We start from the raw sequence: 15,970 nt of genomic DNA on the forward strand, positions 1-15,970 counted from the left end.
GAGCGGATCTTATGGATAATTACCCAAATGAACGACCGGACGAACGAAAGATGGTCAATAATGCCGCCGGCTTAAATGCGTTTTTAACTAAAATGTATGGTTGGATGAGCTTGGCTGTACTGGTTTCAGCCGCAACGGCCTTCTTAATCAGTGCCGGTCTTGGCCAGTCGGGAGCATCCATTAACCCTCACAGCGGCACAATCTGGATTGCATTAATTGCCTGGTTTGTTTTACCATTTATTGTTTCATTTCAGGCACTTAAGCGGCCAACTCTTGCATTCACAGTACTCATGTTATATGCGATCTTGAGTGGGTTTGTCTTTTCAACAATTGCTTATGCTTATACTGGCGCATCAATTGCATCGGCCTTCGTATCTGCATCGGCGATCTTCATTTCCATGACTGTCTATGGTTTAGTGACCCGACGGAATCTTGACAAATGGGGTGCTCAGGCAACAGCTGCGTTAATTGCTTTGATTATCGCAATGGTGATTAATATTTTTCTACGAAGTACTATTATCGCTTTCGTATTCTCCATTGTCGCTGTCGTGATTTTTACAATTTTAACTGCTTATGATACTCAAAAAATGAAGCAAATGTACAACCGATATTCTGGTAGTGGTGAGATTTCGATGACCGGGCTGGCTGTGTTCGGAGCCTTACAATTATACTTGGACTTTGTTAACCTATTCTTACAATTACTTTCAATCTTTGGTAACAGTAATAATCGTTAAATTAAATGAAAATTGCTGGTATAAGGGCCTGGACAAAACATCCGTTTTGATCCAGCCCTTTTGCTGTGAACAAAAGCTTTCGGAAAAATTCTCTTTGAAACGATGAAGCCCCAGCTTTGGCGTGGTAAAATTGGATTAAGCGTTTTAATTTAGAGGAGAACGACATGACAAAAAAATTACTGTTAATTGATGGCAATAGTATTGCCTTCAAAGCGTTTTATGCACTATATCAATCCCTCGACCGGTTTACCAATTCATCCGGCTTACATACCAGTGCCATCTATGGTTTTAACAGAATGCTCGATAAGGTTCTGGAGGAAGAAAAACCAACCGATGTGCTGGTTGCGTTCGATGCAGGTAAGGTTACATTTCGAACTAAAATGTATTCAGATTATAAGGGAGGGCGGGCCAAAACGCCGACTGAATTATCTGAACAATTTCCGTTTTTAAAGGAGTTGGTAGCGGCTCGGGGCATTAAGTCCTATGAACTGCCTGACTACGAAGCTGATGATATTATTGGGACCCTTGCCAAACAGGCAGAAACAGCTGGTGATTACCAAGTCGTGATCGTGACTGGTGATCGTGACTTGACCCAACTAACCTCAGATAAAACAACGGTTCAGGTGTCCAAAAAAGGGGTGACTGAGCTGGAAACCTACACGCCCGAGCATGTGGAGAAAAAATTAGGCGTTAAACCCAGCCAAATCATTGAAATTAAGGGACTTAAAGGTGACAATTCCGACAATTATCCTGGCGTCGAAAAGGTTGGCGATAAAACTGCACTGAAGCTGGTGCAACAGTTTGGGACGATTGATAATCTTTATGATCACATTGATGAGGTCTCTGGTAAAAAGCTCAAGGAACATCTCATTCATGATGAAGATCAAGCTAGGCGTGCCAAAGTCCTGGCGACAATTAACCGAGATGCGCCGGTGACAATCTCCCTCGCGGACCTAGATTATACGGGGGACGATCTGGATAAGCTGACTGATTTTTATGAACGGATGAACTTCAAATCCTTTCTATCAAAATTGGGAGTTGATGATCAATCAAGTCAAGAGCAATTAGCCACGATCAAATGCGAAGTTCTCACAAATAAGAACCTCGACGAATTGAAACAGTTTCAAGACGAAGTTTCATTCCATTTGGAAATGAGTGATGAAAACTATCATACTGCGGATCTCTTGGGATTTGCGATTGGGCAGGGCGAAAAGTGGTTCGTTACTAATGATGTTACTTTACTTAAAACGCCAACTATCAAAGATATATTGACCAGTTCAACAATCAAGAAGAACGTGTTTGATGCCAAGCGGACATTTGTGGGCTTGTTTCGGCAATCGATTGAACTCCGGAATGTGGACTTTGACATGCTGCTCGTTTCCTATTTGCTTAATACAACTAATAACAGTAATGATGTCGGAACCGTCGCAAAGTTGCACGGCTTCAACAACATTAAGACTGACGAGGAAGTTTACGGTAAGGGTGCTAAACGATCAATTGATACAGAATCTCAAGCATTTTTAGATCACCTGGTGCATAAAGCCAAGGCAATTGATGCGCTTCATGATGCCATGTTTGCCGATTTGGATAAACATAATCAAACCACTCTTTATCGGGACATCGAAATCAAAATTGCGTTTGTGCTTGCTAAAATGGAAATCAGTGGCATTAAAGTCCAAGCAAGTACTTTAGAAGAAATGGGCAGTAAATTCACTGAACGATTGAGTGAAATTAAGCAAACTATTTATCAACAAGCCGGCGAAGAATTTAATATTGGCTCACCGAAGCAATTGGGAACGATCTTGTTTGAAAAGTTACGGTTACCAATTCTAAAGAAGACCAAAACTGGTTATTCGACATCAGTTGATGTACTTGAAAAGTTGGCTCCTGATGCGCCAATTGTTCAAAACGTATTGAATTACCGCCAAATTTCTAAATTATTATCAACCTATGTGGATGGACTACTTAAAGTCATTCACAAGGATGATTCAAAAGTCCACACCAGATATTTACAAACACTGACTCAGACTGGACGGTTATCGTCTGTAGACCCCAACCTCCAAAACATCCCGGTTCGAACCGAAGAAGGCCGTTTAATTCGTCAAGCCTTTATCCCGTCTCATCCGGGTTGGCAGATCTTTTCATCTGACTACTCTCAGATTGAATTACGCGTGTTGGCCTCGATTACTAATGACAAGAACATGCAGGAAGCCTTCAGAGAGGGCGAAGATATTCATGCCACAACGGCCAGAAGAATCTTTGGTTTAAAGTCCAACGATGAAGTGACCCCTGAATTACGTAGGCAGGCCAAAGCCGTCAACTTTGGGATCGTTTACGGCATCAGTGACTTTGGCTTGTCAAAGAATACTGGTATCACTCGAAAACAAGCCCATCAGTTTATTCAACGCTATTTTGAAGAATATCCCGGTGTTAAGAAATATATGGAAGATATTGTCGAATTCGCCAGAAATCACCGATATGTTGAAACAATTGCGCATCGCAGACGGTATTTGCCAGATATTAACTCCAAGAGTTTTAATTTGAGATCATTTGCTGAGCGAACTGCCATGAATACACCAATTCAGGGGAGTGCAGCAGATATTATTAAAATTGCCATGATCAACATGGATGAAGCCCTAAAAGATATGCAAACGACAATGTTGCTTCAGGTGCATGATGAATTGATTTTCGAAGTTCCAGCAGATGAGCTTGAAACTGTTAAAACGTTAATTCCAAAGGTGATGGATTCTGCCATTAAATTAAACGTTCCCCTGAAGGTCGAAAGTCATTGGGGTAAGACGTGGTATGATGCTAAGTAACAATTAAACAAACTGACTATTTTGAAATGATGGGGGATTGGGATGCCTGAATTACCAGAAGTAGAAACCGTTCGCCGCGGATTGACTGAACTTGTTGCTGGCAGTCAGATCCGCAGTGTGGACGTTCTGTATGCAAAAATGGTTAACTTACCAAAAGTCGCTTTCGAAAAAGCATTAAAAAATAAAACAATTGAGAAAATTGACCGCCGTGGGAAGTATTTACTCATTCGGTTAAGTGACGACCTCACAATTGTGTCGCATTTGCGAATGGAAGGTAAATACGATGTTGAACCAGAAGGCGCCCCGATTGGTAAACATACCCATGTGATTTTTCATTTAACGGATGGCCGCCAACTTCGATATAATGATACCCGAAAGTTTGGCCGGATGAATCTGGTAAATACTGGTGAGGAGTTATCAGTGGCAGGGCTTAAAACGATCGGCCCAGAACCGACGGAACAAGATTTGACGGTCGATTATATGGAAACCATCTTTGGCAAAAGCAAGAAGATGGTCAAACCATTTCTTCTCGATCAAAGCAAAATTGCCGGTTTGGGAAACATCTATGCTGATGAAGTATTGTGGTTGAGTAAAATTCATCCAGAACAGCCGGTCAATTCCATTTCGTTAGCTGGAATCAAACGACTGCGAAAAAACATTATTGCTGAAATTCAAAAAGCAATTGCCGGCCACGGTACGACGGTTCATTCGTATTCAACTGCGTCTGGGGAAGCCGGAAATTTTCAGAATCAATTAAATGTGTATGGTAGAGAAGGCGAACCGTGTTTACGCTGCGGGACACCAATTGTGAAAATTAAGCTGGCACAACGGGGCACTCATTTTTGTCCGAAATGCCAAGTGGTTCATGGAGTAAATAATGACTAAGTTAATTGGGCTGACCGGCGGGATTGCGACTGGTAAGTCGGCCGTCAGCAGTTATTTAAAAGAGAATCAGGTACCGATCATCGATGCTGACTTAATTACCCACCAGGTGGAGCAAAAGGGCGAAGATGGTTTCGACGCGATTATTGACCAGTTTGGCAAGAGAATTTTGACTAAAGATGGTCAACTCGACCGTAAGCGACTCGGGAAATTGGTATTCAATCGTTCAGCCGAGCTTAAAAAGCTGGTCCGAACAATTGATCCGTTTATCCGCTCAGAAATTACGAAACAATTTGAACAGCGTGCAGGGGCTGATTTAGTTATTCTGGATGCCCCGACGTTGTTTGAAAATGGTTACGCCCACATCGTAGACGAATTAGTTGTCGTGTACTGTGACCCGGTCACTCAGCTTCATCGCTTGATGGCAAGAAATCAATTGAGCATTAGTCAGGCAAGCCAGCGAATTAAGAATCAATGGCCGTTGCAGACAAAATGTGATTTGGCTGATACAATTATTTATAATTCCGGTACAATTACTCAGACCCAGATACAGATTGATGAGTGGTTGGCCGCTGAAACGAATTAAACGAGGTGAAATCCATGCAATGTCCTCATTGTGGTTACAATGGTTCCAAAGTTGTTGATAGTCGACCGACCGATGATGGCCGCGTCATTCGGCGAAGAAGAGAATGTGAACACTGCGGTTTTCGATTCACAACATTTGAACGGGTCGAAGTAACGCCTTTACTTGTTGTCAAAAAGAACGGGAACCGTGAAGAGTTTAACCGTGAAAAATTGATGAAAGGCATTGTTAGGTCAGCTGAAAAGCGGCCGGTCTCAATGAATTCCATCACTGAATTAGTTGACCGGGTGGAGAACAAGCTTCGATCATTGGGTGAAAATGAAGTTTCCAGTCAACAAATCGGCGAGTATGTCATGGCAGAATTAGTTAACTTGGACGAAATCGCCTATATTAGGTTTGCAAGTGTTTACCGCCAGTTTAAGGATATGTCGGTGTTTTACAAAGAACTTAAAGAAATTATGGAAAAGGATAAGAAAAAAGATTCCAAAAACGATCCGGAGGGGAAATAAATGGCAGATGCATTCAACAAATTAACCCCGGATTCCAAGTTTGTTGTGGTCAACGCGACCGTTAATAGTATGATTGATCACAATGTACTTAACAACTTGTATTTACCAATCATTGGAGATGGCGCGCTTCAACTGTACGAGCTACTCTGGAATTTTAGTGTGAGTGATCATAATCAACTCGTTTTGCATAAACATTATGAGTTACAAAGTATGCTCAATATTGGGACTGACAAGATTGTTGCGCAACGAAAGCTCTTGGAAGCTGTTAATTTGTTAGGAACGTTTGCCTCACGGAAATCACCAGATTCGCTCGTGTACGCCATGCAGGTTCCCTTGTCTGCCAAAGAATTTTTGAAGACTGATATTTTGGCGGTCATGTTATTGGGAAAAGTTGGGGATGAGACCTACAAGCAAATTGTTTCAAGGTTGATTGTCCCCTTACCCGATTTAGGTGATTTGAAGAATATTTCTGCTTCTCTCCTGGATACGTTTGATGTGCCAACGACTTTAATCAAGAACATTCCTGGGACGGTTAACGAAACCAAACAAGTGTTAAACGATGATCGTTTAGACGCCAGCAACGATCAACTAAGTCCTCAAAGCGATGACTTTGACTTCAATTTGATCCTTGAAATGCTTGATAATTCCTACGTTGACCAGCGAAGTGTCAAGAGAAGCCATGATCTGATTATATCCGAGCATTTGTTATATGGCATTGATGAAGTTGAAATGGTGAAGCTCATTCAAAAAGCGACAAATTTAAGCACGAATGAGTTGGATCAACACCGGTTGAAAAGACTCATTTCTCAACAATTTGAGATGCCTCAACCGGCCAACAAGCCTAAAGTTGAGCCACGCAGTCAACAAGCCGAGAAGCCAACCCAAAATTTTGATGCTGCCACTGAGCAGCTTATCAAAATTACGCAATCAAATGCGCCGATGACTTTTCTGCAGCAAATTAAGGACCAGAAACACGGAATTGTCACCCCAGGAGAGGAACGAATCTTACGGGATCTCGTCAATAAGCGGGTCTTTCCCAATGAAGTCCTTAATTTGTTGGTTTATCAAATTTTGGTGGTTGAAAAGCATTCTACTCTCAACCAAAATCTCATTTCGACAATTGCGGATGATTGGTCTCAAAAACACGTTTCTAGTGCACAAGATGCCATTAATGCGCTTAGAAATCGCGGCAAAGAACGAGCAGAAAAGACGACCCGGCGTTATCCCAAAAAGCGTATTAACGTGAAGGAAACGCTACCTGATTGGGCAAAACAGCCCCGGAAGAGTCAACCCAAGCAGTCAAAACAGGGTTTGAGTCCGGAACAGAAGAAACAATTGGAACAGCAACTCAATCAATTAAAAAAGCAAAAGTAGGTGAAAATCAATGGAACGGGTCAGCGATTACGTGAAAAAGCTCATGCAGGACCGCAAGATCAATGGGGGCACTTTTAGCGAAACTTTCAATAAGATTATGAATGATATTCAGCATGATCCTGAGATCGCCAAGTTTATTAATGAGCATCAAAATGAATTAGCAGATAATGCCGTTGAACGATCGGCATCCAAACTATACGAGTATGCGAATGTGAAACGTCAGATTTCCGAGGACAAGCAGTCGTTTGCCCCAGGGTATTTGCCACAACTGGTTGTCAATGATCACTTGATTGATATTTCGTATGCAGCCTCACCACAGACCCTTGCTCGGCAGCAGTCACAATCGTTGGCTCGTCGGATTACGACGATTTCAATGCCGAAAGATATTAAGCAGGCTAAGATTGATGGCTTCGATAAAGATCCCTCAAGAGTTGAGGCTCTGACTAAGGGGATTGCTTTCATTAACGCTGTTAAGTCGGATCCTAAGCATTTTCATCCCGGATTATATATTTATGGCCCGTTTGGGGTTGGCAAAACCTATCTAACCGGTGCGCTTGCAAATGAACTTGCTGACCGCAACATTCAAACCACCATGGTCCATTTTCCAAGTTTTGCCGTTGAAATGAAGGCTGCAATTGCGACAAATAATGTTGCCGATAAAATTGATACCATCAAAAAATCCCCCGTTCTGATGATTGATGATATTGGTGCAGATTCAATGTCGTCATGGGTTCGAGATGAAGTTCTCGGAGTTATTTTGGAGTATCGAATGCAGCAACAACTCCCAACTTTTTTTACCTCGAATTTCTCGATGGAGCAGCTTGAACAAGAGCATCTACGAATCAACCAGCGGGGAGACGATGAGCCACTAAAAGCCAAGCGCTTGATGCAACGAATCAAGTTCTTGTCCCGGGAAGTTGAAATGACCGGTGAAAACCGGCGACCCGGTTAATTTTCAAATTGAATTGACTTTTTAAAAGAGCAATTCTATACTTATAAGCAATGAATCAAGGAGACATGACAGTTACTTCTCATCACAGGGAGAATGGTTCTAGCCTGGAAGACCATTTGTTTAGAAAATAACTGTTACCACTTCTTGGACTGGATTGCGGATAATGCTATCCCGGATGGTACCGTTAGCAACCACTTGAGAGCTTTGTGGGCAATTATGGTTTATTTGTCTATGAATCCAATACGGGTGGAACCGCGCTAATTGCGTCCCTAATATACTTAAGTGTATATTAGGGATTTTTTTGTGGTTCCAAAAAATAAAAAGGGAGTAAGAGATATGTCACAACTTTCATTCGAATTTCCAGATGGCAGTGTTAAACAGTTTGACGATGGCGTAACGGCCCAAGACATCGCCAAATCAATCGCTGTTAGTTTAGGTAAAAAATCCGTAGCCGGTAAGGTGGACGGTCAATTCGTTAATAATGACGAACCGCTACATAAGGGTGGTAAGATCGAAATTGTCACTTCAGATAGTGACGACGGCCTCAGCGTTTTGCGGGCAACTGCTGCTCAAATTTTAAAGATGGCCATTGCCAATGATTTTGATAACATTAACTTTGGTGAAAGTGCAGCTGATGAAGATGGCTTCTTTGTTGATACTGATAAGCCTGATACTCAAATCAGCGTGGATCAACTAGAGGACCTTAGCAAATCTATGCACAAGATTATTAAAGAAGATTTGCCAATCAAGGTTGTCTTCTTGAGTACTGACGAAGCTAAAAAGGTTGCCGGCAACGATCCTTACCAAAGCGAATTGGTTAAAGAAAACGCTGTTGACGGTCAAGTTAAATTCTTTGAAATTGGCGACTTTAAGTCAATTGCTGAAGGTGCTGTGTTACCATCAACCGGTAAAGTCAAAATCTTCAAATTACTCTCAGTTGCTGGTGCATATTGGCAGGGTAAGTCATCTAATCCGATGCTCCAACGGATTTATGCAACTGCCTTTAACAAACAAAAAGACCTTGACGCCGATTTGGAAAAGCGTCAAGAAGCCCATGATCGTGATCACCGAGTTATTGGAAATCAACTTGATTTGTTCTTCGTTGATCCTAAAGTTGGTGCCGGCTTGCCATATTGGATGCCAAACGGCGCCACAATCCGCAGAACCATCGAACGATACATTGTTGATAAGGAAGTTGCTAACGGGTACGAACACGTTTACACACCAGTACTTGCCAACTTGGACCTTTACAAACAATCTGGACACTGGGCCCACTATCGTGAAGACATGTTCCCACCAATGGATATGGGCGATGGTGAAATGCTTGAATTACGGCCAATGAACTGCCCAAGCCATATTCAAATTTATAACCATCATATCCGTTCATACCGTGAATTGCCGCTAAGAATTGCTGAACTTGGTATGATGCACAGATATGAAAAGTCTGGTGCTCTATCAGGTTTACAACGGGTTCGTGAAATGACCTTGAATGATGGTCACACGTTCGTTGCTTTGGATCAAATTCAAGAAGAGTTTAAGAATATTTTGAACTTAATGGTCGACGTTTATCATGACTTTGACATCAATGATTATACTTTCCGATTGAGTTATCGTGATCCCCAAAACACTGAAAAGTACTTCGATGATGACGAGATGTGGGAAAAAGCTCAAAGTATGTTGAAGGGTGCCATGGATGAAATGGGCCTTAACTATACTGAAGCAGAAGGTGAAGCTGCCTTCTATGGTCCTAAGTTGGATGTTCAAACAAAGACGGCGCTTGGTAATGAAGAAACTTTGTCAACGATTCAATTGGACTTCATGCTGCCTGATCGTTTCGACCTTCATTATGTTGGTGAAGATGGCAAACAACATCGTCCAGTTATGATCCATCGTGGTTTGGTTTCAACGATGGAACGATTCGTTGCCTACTTGACTGAAATTTATAAGGGTGCTTTCCCAACTTGGTTGGCACCTCATCAGGTTAAGATTATTCCTGTTAGCCAAGATAAGCATGGGGATTATGCCAAGAAGATTAACGAGCAGCTCCGCAAGCTGAAGATTCGGTCATCAGTTGATAGTCGAGGTGAGAAGATGGGCTACTTAATTCGGGATGCTCAAACCCATAAGATTCCATATACCTTGGTTGTCGGTGATGAAGAAGTTAACGACAATTCAGTCTCTGTTCGTCGTTATGGTGAAAAGAACACAGAATCTGAATCTCTTGACAGTTTTGTTGATGAGATTCAAAAAGATATCAACTCATATTCTCGTGAAGACAACAAATAAGGCCGTTCATAACGGGCTTGTTGTTGACAGGGATTTGGATGCATGATAACATGTAATAGTTGTTCAAATGAAAGCAGAGGCTACCCGCTTCTCGCCTGAGTAAATTTCAAATTTGCTGGGCATGATATCGAGTAAGAACTTGGATATCCAAGTTCTTTAATTGAGAGCGGGCGCAATTCTGTGCCTGCTCTCTTTCTGCTTTTTCACAAAATTCGGAGGTGAAGTACCATAGCAAAAGATATGATGGTTAATGATGGAATCCGCGCACGTGAGGTTCGTTTGATTGGTGCTAATGGTGATCAATTGGGGGTTAAGTCTAAGAACGAAGCACTTCAGTTAGCTGAGGATGCTGATTTAGATTTGGTCCTCGTTGCACCTAAGGCCAAGCCACCAGTTGCAAAGATTCTTGATTATGGGAAGTATCGTTTCCAAGAACAGAAGAAGGAACGAGAATCTCGTAAGAAACAAAAAGTCATCAGTGTCAAAGAAGTCCGTTTAAGCCCAACAATTGATGTGAACGATTTTAACACCAAGTTGAAGAATGCTAAGAAGTTCTTAGCAAAGGGCGAAAAAGTAAGAGTTTCAATTCGATTTAAAGGTCGTGCAATCACCCATAAGGATATTGGTCGAAAAGTCCTTGACCGAATGGCTTCAGAAACGTCTGACGTTGCCACTGTGACCCAGCGGCCAAAGATGGATGGCCGAAGCATGTTCTTGATGCTCTCACCAAAAGACGCAGACAAAAACTAATTTAGTTCGTTAAATACTTGAGGAGGATTTTTACCAATGCCTAAACAAAAAACAAACCGCGCTGCAGCAAAACGTTTCAAGAGAACTGCTAACGGTGGATTTAAGAGTGCTAATGCTTACACAAGTCACCGTTTCCACGGTAAGACAAAGAAACAACGTCGCCAACTTCGTGGTACCAGTATGATGGACAAGACTAATATCAAGACTTACAAGAAGTTATTGCCACATCTATAAAATCTACTATTCATTCAATCATTTCGTTTTTAAAATATAGGAGGAATTCAAAATGCCACGAGTAAAAGGTGGAACAGTCACACATGCACGTCGTAAGCGTGTTTTAAAATTAGCTAAAGGATATCGTGGAGGTAAATCCCGTTTATTCAAGACTGCTAAAGATCAAGTAATGAAGTCACAGGTATATGCATTCCGTGACCGTCGTGCCAATAAAGGTAACTTCCGTAAATTATGGATTGCCCGCATTAACGCTGCTGCTCGTCTTAACGATTTAAGCTACAGCCAATTTATGCACGGCTTGAAACTTGCTAACATCGATATGAACCGTAAGATGCTTGCAGACCTTGCCGTTAGTGACACAGACGCTTTTAAGGCGCTCACTGACGCTGCCAAAGAAGCTCTTAAGTAATTTGATGATTGATGAAACGTGGCTGGGCAAAATTTATTTTTGTTCCAGCCACGTTTTAAATAAATAACTATTTATTAAGGAGCGACATATGTTGTCTCGATTTAAACCAACGTGGATGATTGAAAATATTTATAGTATTTCTCCTGAGTTCTTGTTGGATAATAATATCAACTGTGTTCTAACCGATTTAGATAATACTTTGGTTCCATGGAATTCAAAAGCGGGTTCTGACGAACTACGCAATTGGTTGGTAAGTATCAAAAAGTATGGTATTAAAGTGATTGTTGTTTCAAATAACAGCCATCGCCGGATTCAAGAAGCGGTAAAAGATTATGAGCTACCATTTGTGCCTCGGGCGATGAAGCCGTTGTCGATTGGTATTCGTCACGCGATTAAAGCTTTTCATCTAAAGAAGAAGAACACGGTAATGATTGGTGACCAGTTGATGACTGATGTCGTTTCAGCAAACAATTGTGGCGTTCGCAGCATTCTCGTGAAGCCTTTAGTTCGAACGGACGCATGGAATACGACAATCAATCGTGGCTTCGAGAAGATTGTTTGGAACATGTTAATTAAGAAATATCCTGATTTACATTGGAAATAGGAGGAATTTATGGCAGAAAATGAAGTTGTTGTGGATGGCGAAGTAGTTCGTTGTATCGGATGTGGTGCTAAAGTGCAAACGACTGACAAAACAGCACTGGGGTACACTCCGGAATCGGCGTTGAAAAAAGGTCTTGAAAATGGTGAAGTGTACTGCCAACGCTGTTTTAGGCTGCGACATTATAATGAAATTGCTCCGGTTAGTCTATCCGACGATGACTTTTTGAAGCTATTAACAAGTATTTCTGATACTGACTCACTAATTGTCTACGTGGTTGATATTTTTGACGTGAATGGGAGCATGATTCCGGGTCTTCATCGTTTTGTTGGTAACAATCCAATCTTATTAGCTGGAAACAAATTGGATGTTCTTCCAGCTCGATTGAAGAAAACCAAGGTTAAGGATTGGTTGCGTCAACAGGCGAACGCTGCTGGTATCCGACCAGTCGACGTTGAGCTGATTTCAGCCAAAACCAATCTTGATGTTGACCGATTGCTGGATCAAATTGAAAAATATCGAAACGGCAAGGATGTGTATGTGGTTGGTGTCACCAATGTGGGTAAGTCAACTTTGATTAATTCGATTGTGCGCCAATCCACCGGGATCAAGGAGTTGATCACAACTTCTCGGTTCCCTGGTACCACCTTAGATCGGATTGATATCCCTTTGAAAGATGGCAAGCTTTTGGTTGATACGCCGGGAATTATCCAGCCTGAACAGATGGCTCATCATCTGGTTGGCAAGGAATTGAACTTAGTAACGCCTCAGAAGCGAATTAAGCCGAAAGAATATCAATTAAATCCCGCCCAAACACTTTTCTTTGGCGGCGTCGCTCGGTTTGATTATAATTCAGGTGAGGGTAAAGCAGGCTTTACAGTTTATGTCGAAAATAACCTGTATATTCATCGGACTAAACTGGAGAATGCTGATGAGTTCTATCCAAAACACGTTGGTAATTTACTAACACCACCATCCGAAGAAAACAAAGCTGATTTTCCACCACTGGAAGCTCATGAATTCAAGACGACTCAGAAAAGTGATTTGGTCATTGAAGGTCTGGGCTGGGTAACAGTTCCTGAAGGCGTTTCAGTGTCTGGCTGGGCACCAAAAGGGGTTTCAGTTTTGTTAAGACCGGCAATGATTTAAAAAATTAGAGGTATATATGAAATTAACTGGAAAACAAAAACGATTTTTACGTGCGAGTGCGAATCGAATGCGACCGATTTTTGAGATCGGTAAAAATGGATTATCACCTATTTGGTTGGCTGAAATTGATAAGGCTTTGGACAGCCGGGAACTAATTAAAGTCAACGTGTTGCAAAACGCCGCTGAGTCTCTGACCGAAATCAAAGACTATGTTGAATCTAATAGCGATATTACGGTTGTTCAAACAATCGGTAAAACACTTGTACTATTCAAGCAATCAAAGAATCAAGATCATCAAGATTTATCAACAAAAGTATTCTCAATGTAGGGGTATTTTAAAATGTCTAATGTTGTTCGCACTGTAGAAACACTGCCGAAAACTGAAACGATCGTTCAAAATAAGCGCAAGCGGATCGGCATCCTTGGCGGAACGTTTAATCCAATTCATAATGGTCACCTGATTGTTGCTCAACAAGTCCTGGACCAACTTGGATTGGATAAGATTTTATTCATGCCAGATGCAAATCCACCTCACATTGACCGCAAGTTAGCGATCGATGCGCAGGATCGTGTGGCAATGATCAATTTGGCTATCTGGAATAATCCTAATTTTTCGATAGAAATGGCCGAAGTGAATCGCGGTGGGATCAGTTATACGTATGATACAATGGCAGAATTGACCAGAAAGCATCCCGAAAATGATTATTATTTCATTATTGGCGGTGACATGGTTAATTATCTGCCTAAATGGCATCGAATCGATGAATTGGTCAAACTGGTATCCTTCGTTGGCGTCAAGCGGGATGGGTACACCCCATCCTCAAAGTATCCAATTATCTGGGTTGACGTGCCTTATATCGACATTTCTTCTTCTTATATTCGGTCAAAGATTCGCCAACACCAATCGATTCGCTATCTTGTACCAACGTGTGTTGCGAAATATATAAGGGAGCATCAATTATATGGAGAATAGTCAGTTAACGTATCGGGGTACCCCATTCAGCAGGTCAGAACTCGTTGAAAAATTGCGGGATGCCTTAACGGACAGTCGCTTTCACCACGTGTTGCGAGTTGAACAAACCGCAATGGACTTGGCGGATATTAATGGGGTAGACTTACAACGCGCAAGTATTGCTGGTTTGGTCCATGATTACGCGAAACAGCGCCCTGATGAAGACTTCATCCAGGCAATTAAAACGTACCATTTAGATCCTGAATTATTAAATTACGGGAATGCAATTTGGCATGGGGTTGTCGGTTGGATCTTTGTTAAAAAGGAACTTCAGATCAATGATATTGAAATCTTAAATGCAGTCCGTTACCATACGGTTGGGCATGAATATATGACGCCACTTGAACAAATTGTTTACATGGCCGACTATATTGAACCTGCCAGAGATTTTCCGGGCGTCGATGAGGCCAGAAAAGTAACTTTCAATGACTTGAAACAGGGTGTGGCATACCAAACCAAACAGACGTTAAGTTATTTGGTGGAGAATAATAAACCGGTATTTCCACAGACTATCGTCACCTATAATAGCTGGGTCCCAGATTCTGGATTGAAATAAGGAGTAAATATGGATAGTAAAGAAATTTCTCAAATAGTTGTTCGAGCTGCCGATAGCAAACGGGCTCACGACATTGTTGTTTTAGACATGCAGAAAGTCAGTTTAATGGCTGATTATTTTGTGATTGCCGATGCCAATTCTGATCGTCAAGTTAAGGCGATTGCCGATGAAGTGATTGATCAGGTTGAAGCAGAGGATGTTAATGTTTATAGTGTTTCTGGCAAGAATAGTGGTCGCTGGATTTTAATCGATTTAGGTGATGTGGTTGTTCACATTTTCCAAAAAGAAGTCCGTGATTTTTATAATCTTGAAAAATTATGGTCTGATGCACCATTGGTCAATATCGATTCATGGGTTGAGGTATGATCTATACAGAATTTGCGCAATTCTACGATGATTTGTTCGATGAATCATTATATGATCGATGGTTAGCTTACACGACCGATCGAATTTCTAATTCAAAAAAGCCTAATAATAAAACCAAGATTCTGGATTTGGCATGTGGGACAGGGCGGTTGGCAGTTAAGCTTGCTGAAAGTGGTTATCAAGTGGATGGAGCTGATTTATCGCCTGACATGTTGACACTGGCCGATCAACGAGCTCAACAAACCAATAGTAATGTGATGTTTATCCAGGCTGACATGCGTGACTTATCAGATTTAGATAATTATGATGTGATCACGTGTTTTGACGACTCACTAAACTATCTCATCAACCAAGAAGATTTTCAGAAAACGCTTAATTCTGTGAGTCAACATTTGAATCCAGGTGGAAAATTCTTATTTGATGTGATCACCCCTTATCAAGTAACCGATATTTATCCAGGATATATGTATAACTATCGCACCGAAGATTCAGCTTTCATGTGGACAAGTTACGAGGGGGATTTTGCTCCTGCGGCTGTAGAACATGATTTGAGTTTTTTCAGTTATAATGCTGAAAAAGATGCTTATGATGCCTATAGCGAACTTCATCAGGAGCGGGCATACGATCATGATGAATTGATGAAAATGCTGCGGGTTGGTGGTTTCAGGGATCTCAAATTTACAACGGATTTCGGTGATAAGCCATTTGCTAAGCAAGTCAAGCGGTGGTTTATTGAGTCTACAAAGGGGTAATG

Annotated in this window: 18 protein-coding genes and 1 other annotated feature; all 18 genes read left to right on the forward strand. The window is 41.6% G+C overall.

Annotation, left to right across the window (positions count from 1 at the left end; translation table 11 throughout):
* Positions 1–11: 11 nt before the first annotated feature.
* The 18 genes from FD12_RS08405 to FD12_RS08490 all read left to right on the forward strand — a co-directional run bounded on the left by FD12_RS08405 (position 12) and on the right by FD12_RS08490 (position 15,968).
* Positions 12–734 (forward strand): Bax inhibitor-1/YccA family protein, encoded by a 723-nt coding sequence (locus FD12_RS08405; protein ID WP_054746693.1) that lies wholly within the window; start codon positions 12–14, stop codon positions 732–734.
* A gap of 164 nt (positions 735–898) precedes the next feature.
* Positions 899–3,553, forward strand: a complete 2,655-nt coding sequence (polA, locus tag FD12_RS08410; RefSeq protein ID WP_056982626.1) for a DNA polymerase I — start codon at positions 899–901, stop codon at positions 3,551–3,553.
* Positions 3,554–3,595: 42 nt separating this feature from the next.
* On the forward strand, positions 3,596–4,438 hold the full coding sequence (gene mutM / locus FD12_RS08415; protein ID WP_056982627.1) for a DNA-formamidopyrimidine glycosylase: 843 nt from the start codon (positions 3,596–3,598) through the stop codon (positions 4,436–4,438).
* Complete coding sequence (gene coaE, locus FD12_RS08420; protein WP_054746692.1) at positions 4,431–5,021, forward strand: dephospho-CoA kinase; 591 nt, start codon at positions 4,431–4,433, stop codon at positions 5,019–5,021. Before mutM ends, coaE begins: the two co-directional genes overlap by 8 nt.
* A gap of 14 nt (positions 5,022–5,035) precedes the next feature.
* A complete protein-coding gene (gene nrdR / locus FD12_RS08425; RefSeq protein ID WP_056982630.1) occupies positions 5,036–5,527 on the forward strand; it encodes a transcriptional regulator NrdR in 492 nt (163 codons plus the stop codon).
* A complete protein-coding gene (locus FD12_RS08430; RefSeq protein WP_056982632.1) occupies positions 5,528–6,901 on the forward strand; it encodes a replication initiation and membrane attachment family protein in 1,374 nt (457 codons plus the stop codon). It abuts the gene before it with no gap.
* Positions 6,902–6,911: 10 nt separating this feature from the next.
* The gene (gene dnaI, locus FD12_RS08435; protein ID WP_054746690.1) at positions 6,912–7,853 is read left to right on the forward strand and encodes a primosomal protein DnaI; all 942 of its coding nucleotides are present in this window, start codon (positions 6,912–6,914) and stop codon (positions 7,851–7,853) included.
* Positions 7,854–8,189: 336 nt separating this feature from the next.
* A complete protein-coding gene (thrS, locus tag FD12_RS08440) occupies positions 8,190–10,139 on the forward strand; it encodes a threonine--tRNA ligase (protein ID WP_056982634.1) in 1,950 nt (649 codons plus the stop codon).
* A gap of 65 nt (positions 10,140–10,204) precedes the next feature.
* Positions 10,205–10,341: a sequence feature (ribosomal protein L20 leader region), on the forward strand.
* Positions 10,342–10,379: 38 nt separating this feature from the next.
* Positions 10,380–10,889, forward strand: a complete 510-nt coding sequence (gene infC / locus FD12_RS08445) for a translation initiation factor IF-3 (RefSeq protein WP_054746689.1) — start codon at positions 10,380–10,382, stop codon at positions 10,887–10,889.
* 36 nt (positions 10,890–10,925) lie between these two features.
* Positions 10,926–11,123, forward strand: coding sequence for a 50S ribosomal protein L35 (gene rpmI, locus FD12_RS08450; RefSeq protein WP_008856901.1), 198 nt, complete (start codon positions 10,926–10,928; stop codon positions 11,121–11,123).
* 52 nt (positions 11,124–11,175) lie between these two features.
* Positions 11,176–11,532 (forward strand): 50S ribosomal protein L20, encoded by a 357-nt coding sequence (gene rplT, locus FD12_RS08455; protein ID WP_008856900.1) that lies wholly within the window; start codon positions 11,176–11,178, stop codon positions 11,530–11,532.
* An 88-nt stretch (positions 11,533–11,620) separates the two neighbouring features.
* Complete coding sequence (locus FD12_RS08460) at positions 11,621–12,136, forward strand: YqeG family HAD IIIA-type phosphatase (protein ID WP_054746688.1); 516 nt, start codon at positions 11,621–11,623, stop codon at positions 12,134–12,136.
* Between the two features lie 9 nt (positions 12,137–12,145).
* Positions 12,146–13,282, forward strand: coding sequence for a ribosome biogenesis GTPase YqeH (gene yqeH, locus FD12_RS08465; RefSeq protein WP_056982636.1), 1,137 nt, complete (start codon positions 12,146–12,148; stop codon positions 13,280–13,282).
* Positions 13,283–13,298: 16 nt separating this feature from the next.
* Positions 13,299–13,610 (forward strand): ribosome assembly RNA-binding protein YhbY, encoded by a 312-nt coding sequence (yhbY, locus tag FD12_RS08470; protein ID WP_054746687.1) that lies wholly within the window; start codon positions 13,299–13,301, stop codon positions 13,608–13,610.
* 12 nt (positions 13,611–13,622) lie between these two features.
* Complete coding sequence (locus FD12_RS08475) at positions 13,623–14,255, forward strand: nicotinate-nucleotide adenylyltransferase (RefSeq protein WP_054746686.1); 633 nt, start codon at positions 13,623–13,625, stop codon at positions 14,253–14,255.
* Positions 14,245–14,850, forward strand: a complete 606-nt coding sequence (yqeK, locus tag FD12_RS08480; RefSeq protein ID WP_054746685.1) for a bis(5'-nucleosyl)-tetraphosphatase (symmetrical) YqeK — start codon at positions 14,245–14,247, stop codon at positions 14,848–14,850. Before FD12_RS08475 ends, yqeK begins: the two co-directional genes overlap by 11 nt.
* Positions 14,851–14,859: 9 nt before the next feature.
* Complete coding sequence (rsfS, locus tag FD12_RS08485; RefSeq protein WP_054746684.1) at positions 14,860–15,216, forward strand: ribosome silencing factor; 357 nt, start codon at positions 14,860–14,862, stop codon at positions 15,214–15,216.
* Positions 15,213–15,968, forward strand: coding sequence for a class I SAM-dependent DNA methyltransferase (locus FD12_RS08490; protein ID WP_056982638.1), 756 nt, complete (start codon positions 15,213–15,215; stop codon positions 15,966–15,968). The genes rsfS and FD12_RS08490 overlap by 4 nt, the downstream gene beginning before the upstream one ends.
* Positions 15,969–15,970: the final 2 nt, after the last annotated feature.

Source organism: Lentilactobacillus rapi DSM 19907 = JCM 15042, from assembly GCF_001436255.1.
GTDB classification, from domain to species: domain Bacteria; phylum Bacillota; class Bacilli; order Lactobacillales; family Lactobacillaceae; genus Lentilactobacillus; species Lentilactobacillus rapi.

Excerpts from the sequence above, each read along its gene's own strand:
- FD12_RS08490 (WP_056982638.1), top strand. The coding sequence starts at position 15,213 with ATGATCTATACAGAATTTGCGCAATTCTACGATGATTTGTTCGATGAA.
- nrdR (WP_056982630.1), top strand. The coding sequence starts at position 5,036 with ATGCAATGTCCTCATTGTGGTTACAATGGTTCCAAAGTTGTTGATAGT.
- FD12_RS08475 (WP_054746686.1), top strand. The coding sequence starts at position 13,623 with ATGTCTAATGTTGTTCGCACTGTAGAAACACTGCCGAAAACTGAAACG.
- coaE (WP_054746692.1), top strand. The coding sequence starts at position 4,431 with ATGACTAAGTTAATTGGGCTGACCGGCGGGATTGCGACTGGTAAGTCG.
- rsfS (WP_054746684.1), top strand. The coding sequence starts at position 14,860 with ATGGATAGTAAAGAAATTTCTCAAATAGTTGTTCGAGCTGCCGATAGC.
- yqeK (WP_054746685.1), top strand. The coding sequence starts at position 14,245 with ATGGAGAATAGTCAGTTAACGTATCGGGGTACCCCATTCAGCAGGTCA.
- mutM (WP_056982627.1), top strand. The coding sequence starts at position 3,596 with ATGCCTGAATTACCAGAAGTAGAAACCGTTCGCCGCGGATTGACTGAA.
- yhbY (WP_054746687.1), top strand. The coding sequence starts at position 13,299 with ATGAAATTAACTGGAAAACAAAAACGATTTTTACGTGCGAGTGCGAAT.
- dnaI (WP_054746690.1), top strand. The coding sequence starts at position 6,912 with ATGGAACGGGTCAGCGATTACGTGAAAAAGCTCATGCAGGACCGCAAG.
- FD12_RS08405 (WP_054746693.1), top strand. The coding sequence starts at position 12 with ATGGATAATTACCCAAATGAACGACCGGACGAACGAAAGATGGTCAAT.
- rpmI (WP_008856901.1), top strand. The coding sequence starts at position 10,926 with ATGCCTAAACAAAAAACAAACCGCGCTGCAGCAAAACGTTTCAAGAGA.
- thrS (WP_056982634.1), top strand. The coding sequence starts at position 8,190 with ATGTCACAACTTTCATTCGAATTTCCAGATGGCAGTGTTAAACAGTTT.
- FD12_RS08460 (WP_054746688.1), top strand. The coding sequence starts at position 11,621 with ATGTTGTCTCGATTTAAACCAACGTGGATGATTGAAAATATTTATAGT.
- polA (WP_056982626.1), top strand. The coding sequence starts at position 899 with ATGACAAAAAAATTACTGTTAATTGATGGCAATAGTATTGCCTTCAAA.
- yqeH (WP_056982636.1), top strand. The coding sequence starts at position 12,146 with ATGGCAGAAAATGAAGTTGTTGTGGATGGCGAAGTAGTTCGTTGTATC.
- rplT (WP_008856900.1), top strand. The coding sequence starts at position 11,176 with ATGCCACGAGTAAAAGGTGGAACAGTCACACATGCACGTCGTAAGCGT.
- FD12_RS08430 (WP_056982632.1), top strand. The coding sequence starts at position 5,528 with ATGGCAGATGCATTCAACAAATTAACCCCGGATTCCAAGTTTGTTGTG.
- infC (WP_054746689.1), top strand. The coding sequence starts at position 10,380 with ATGATGGTTAATGATGGAATCCGCGCACGTGAGGTTCGTTTGATTGGT.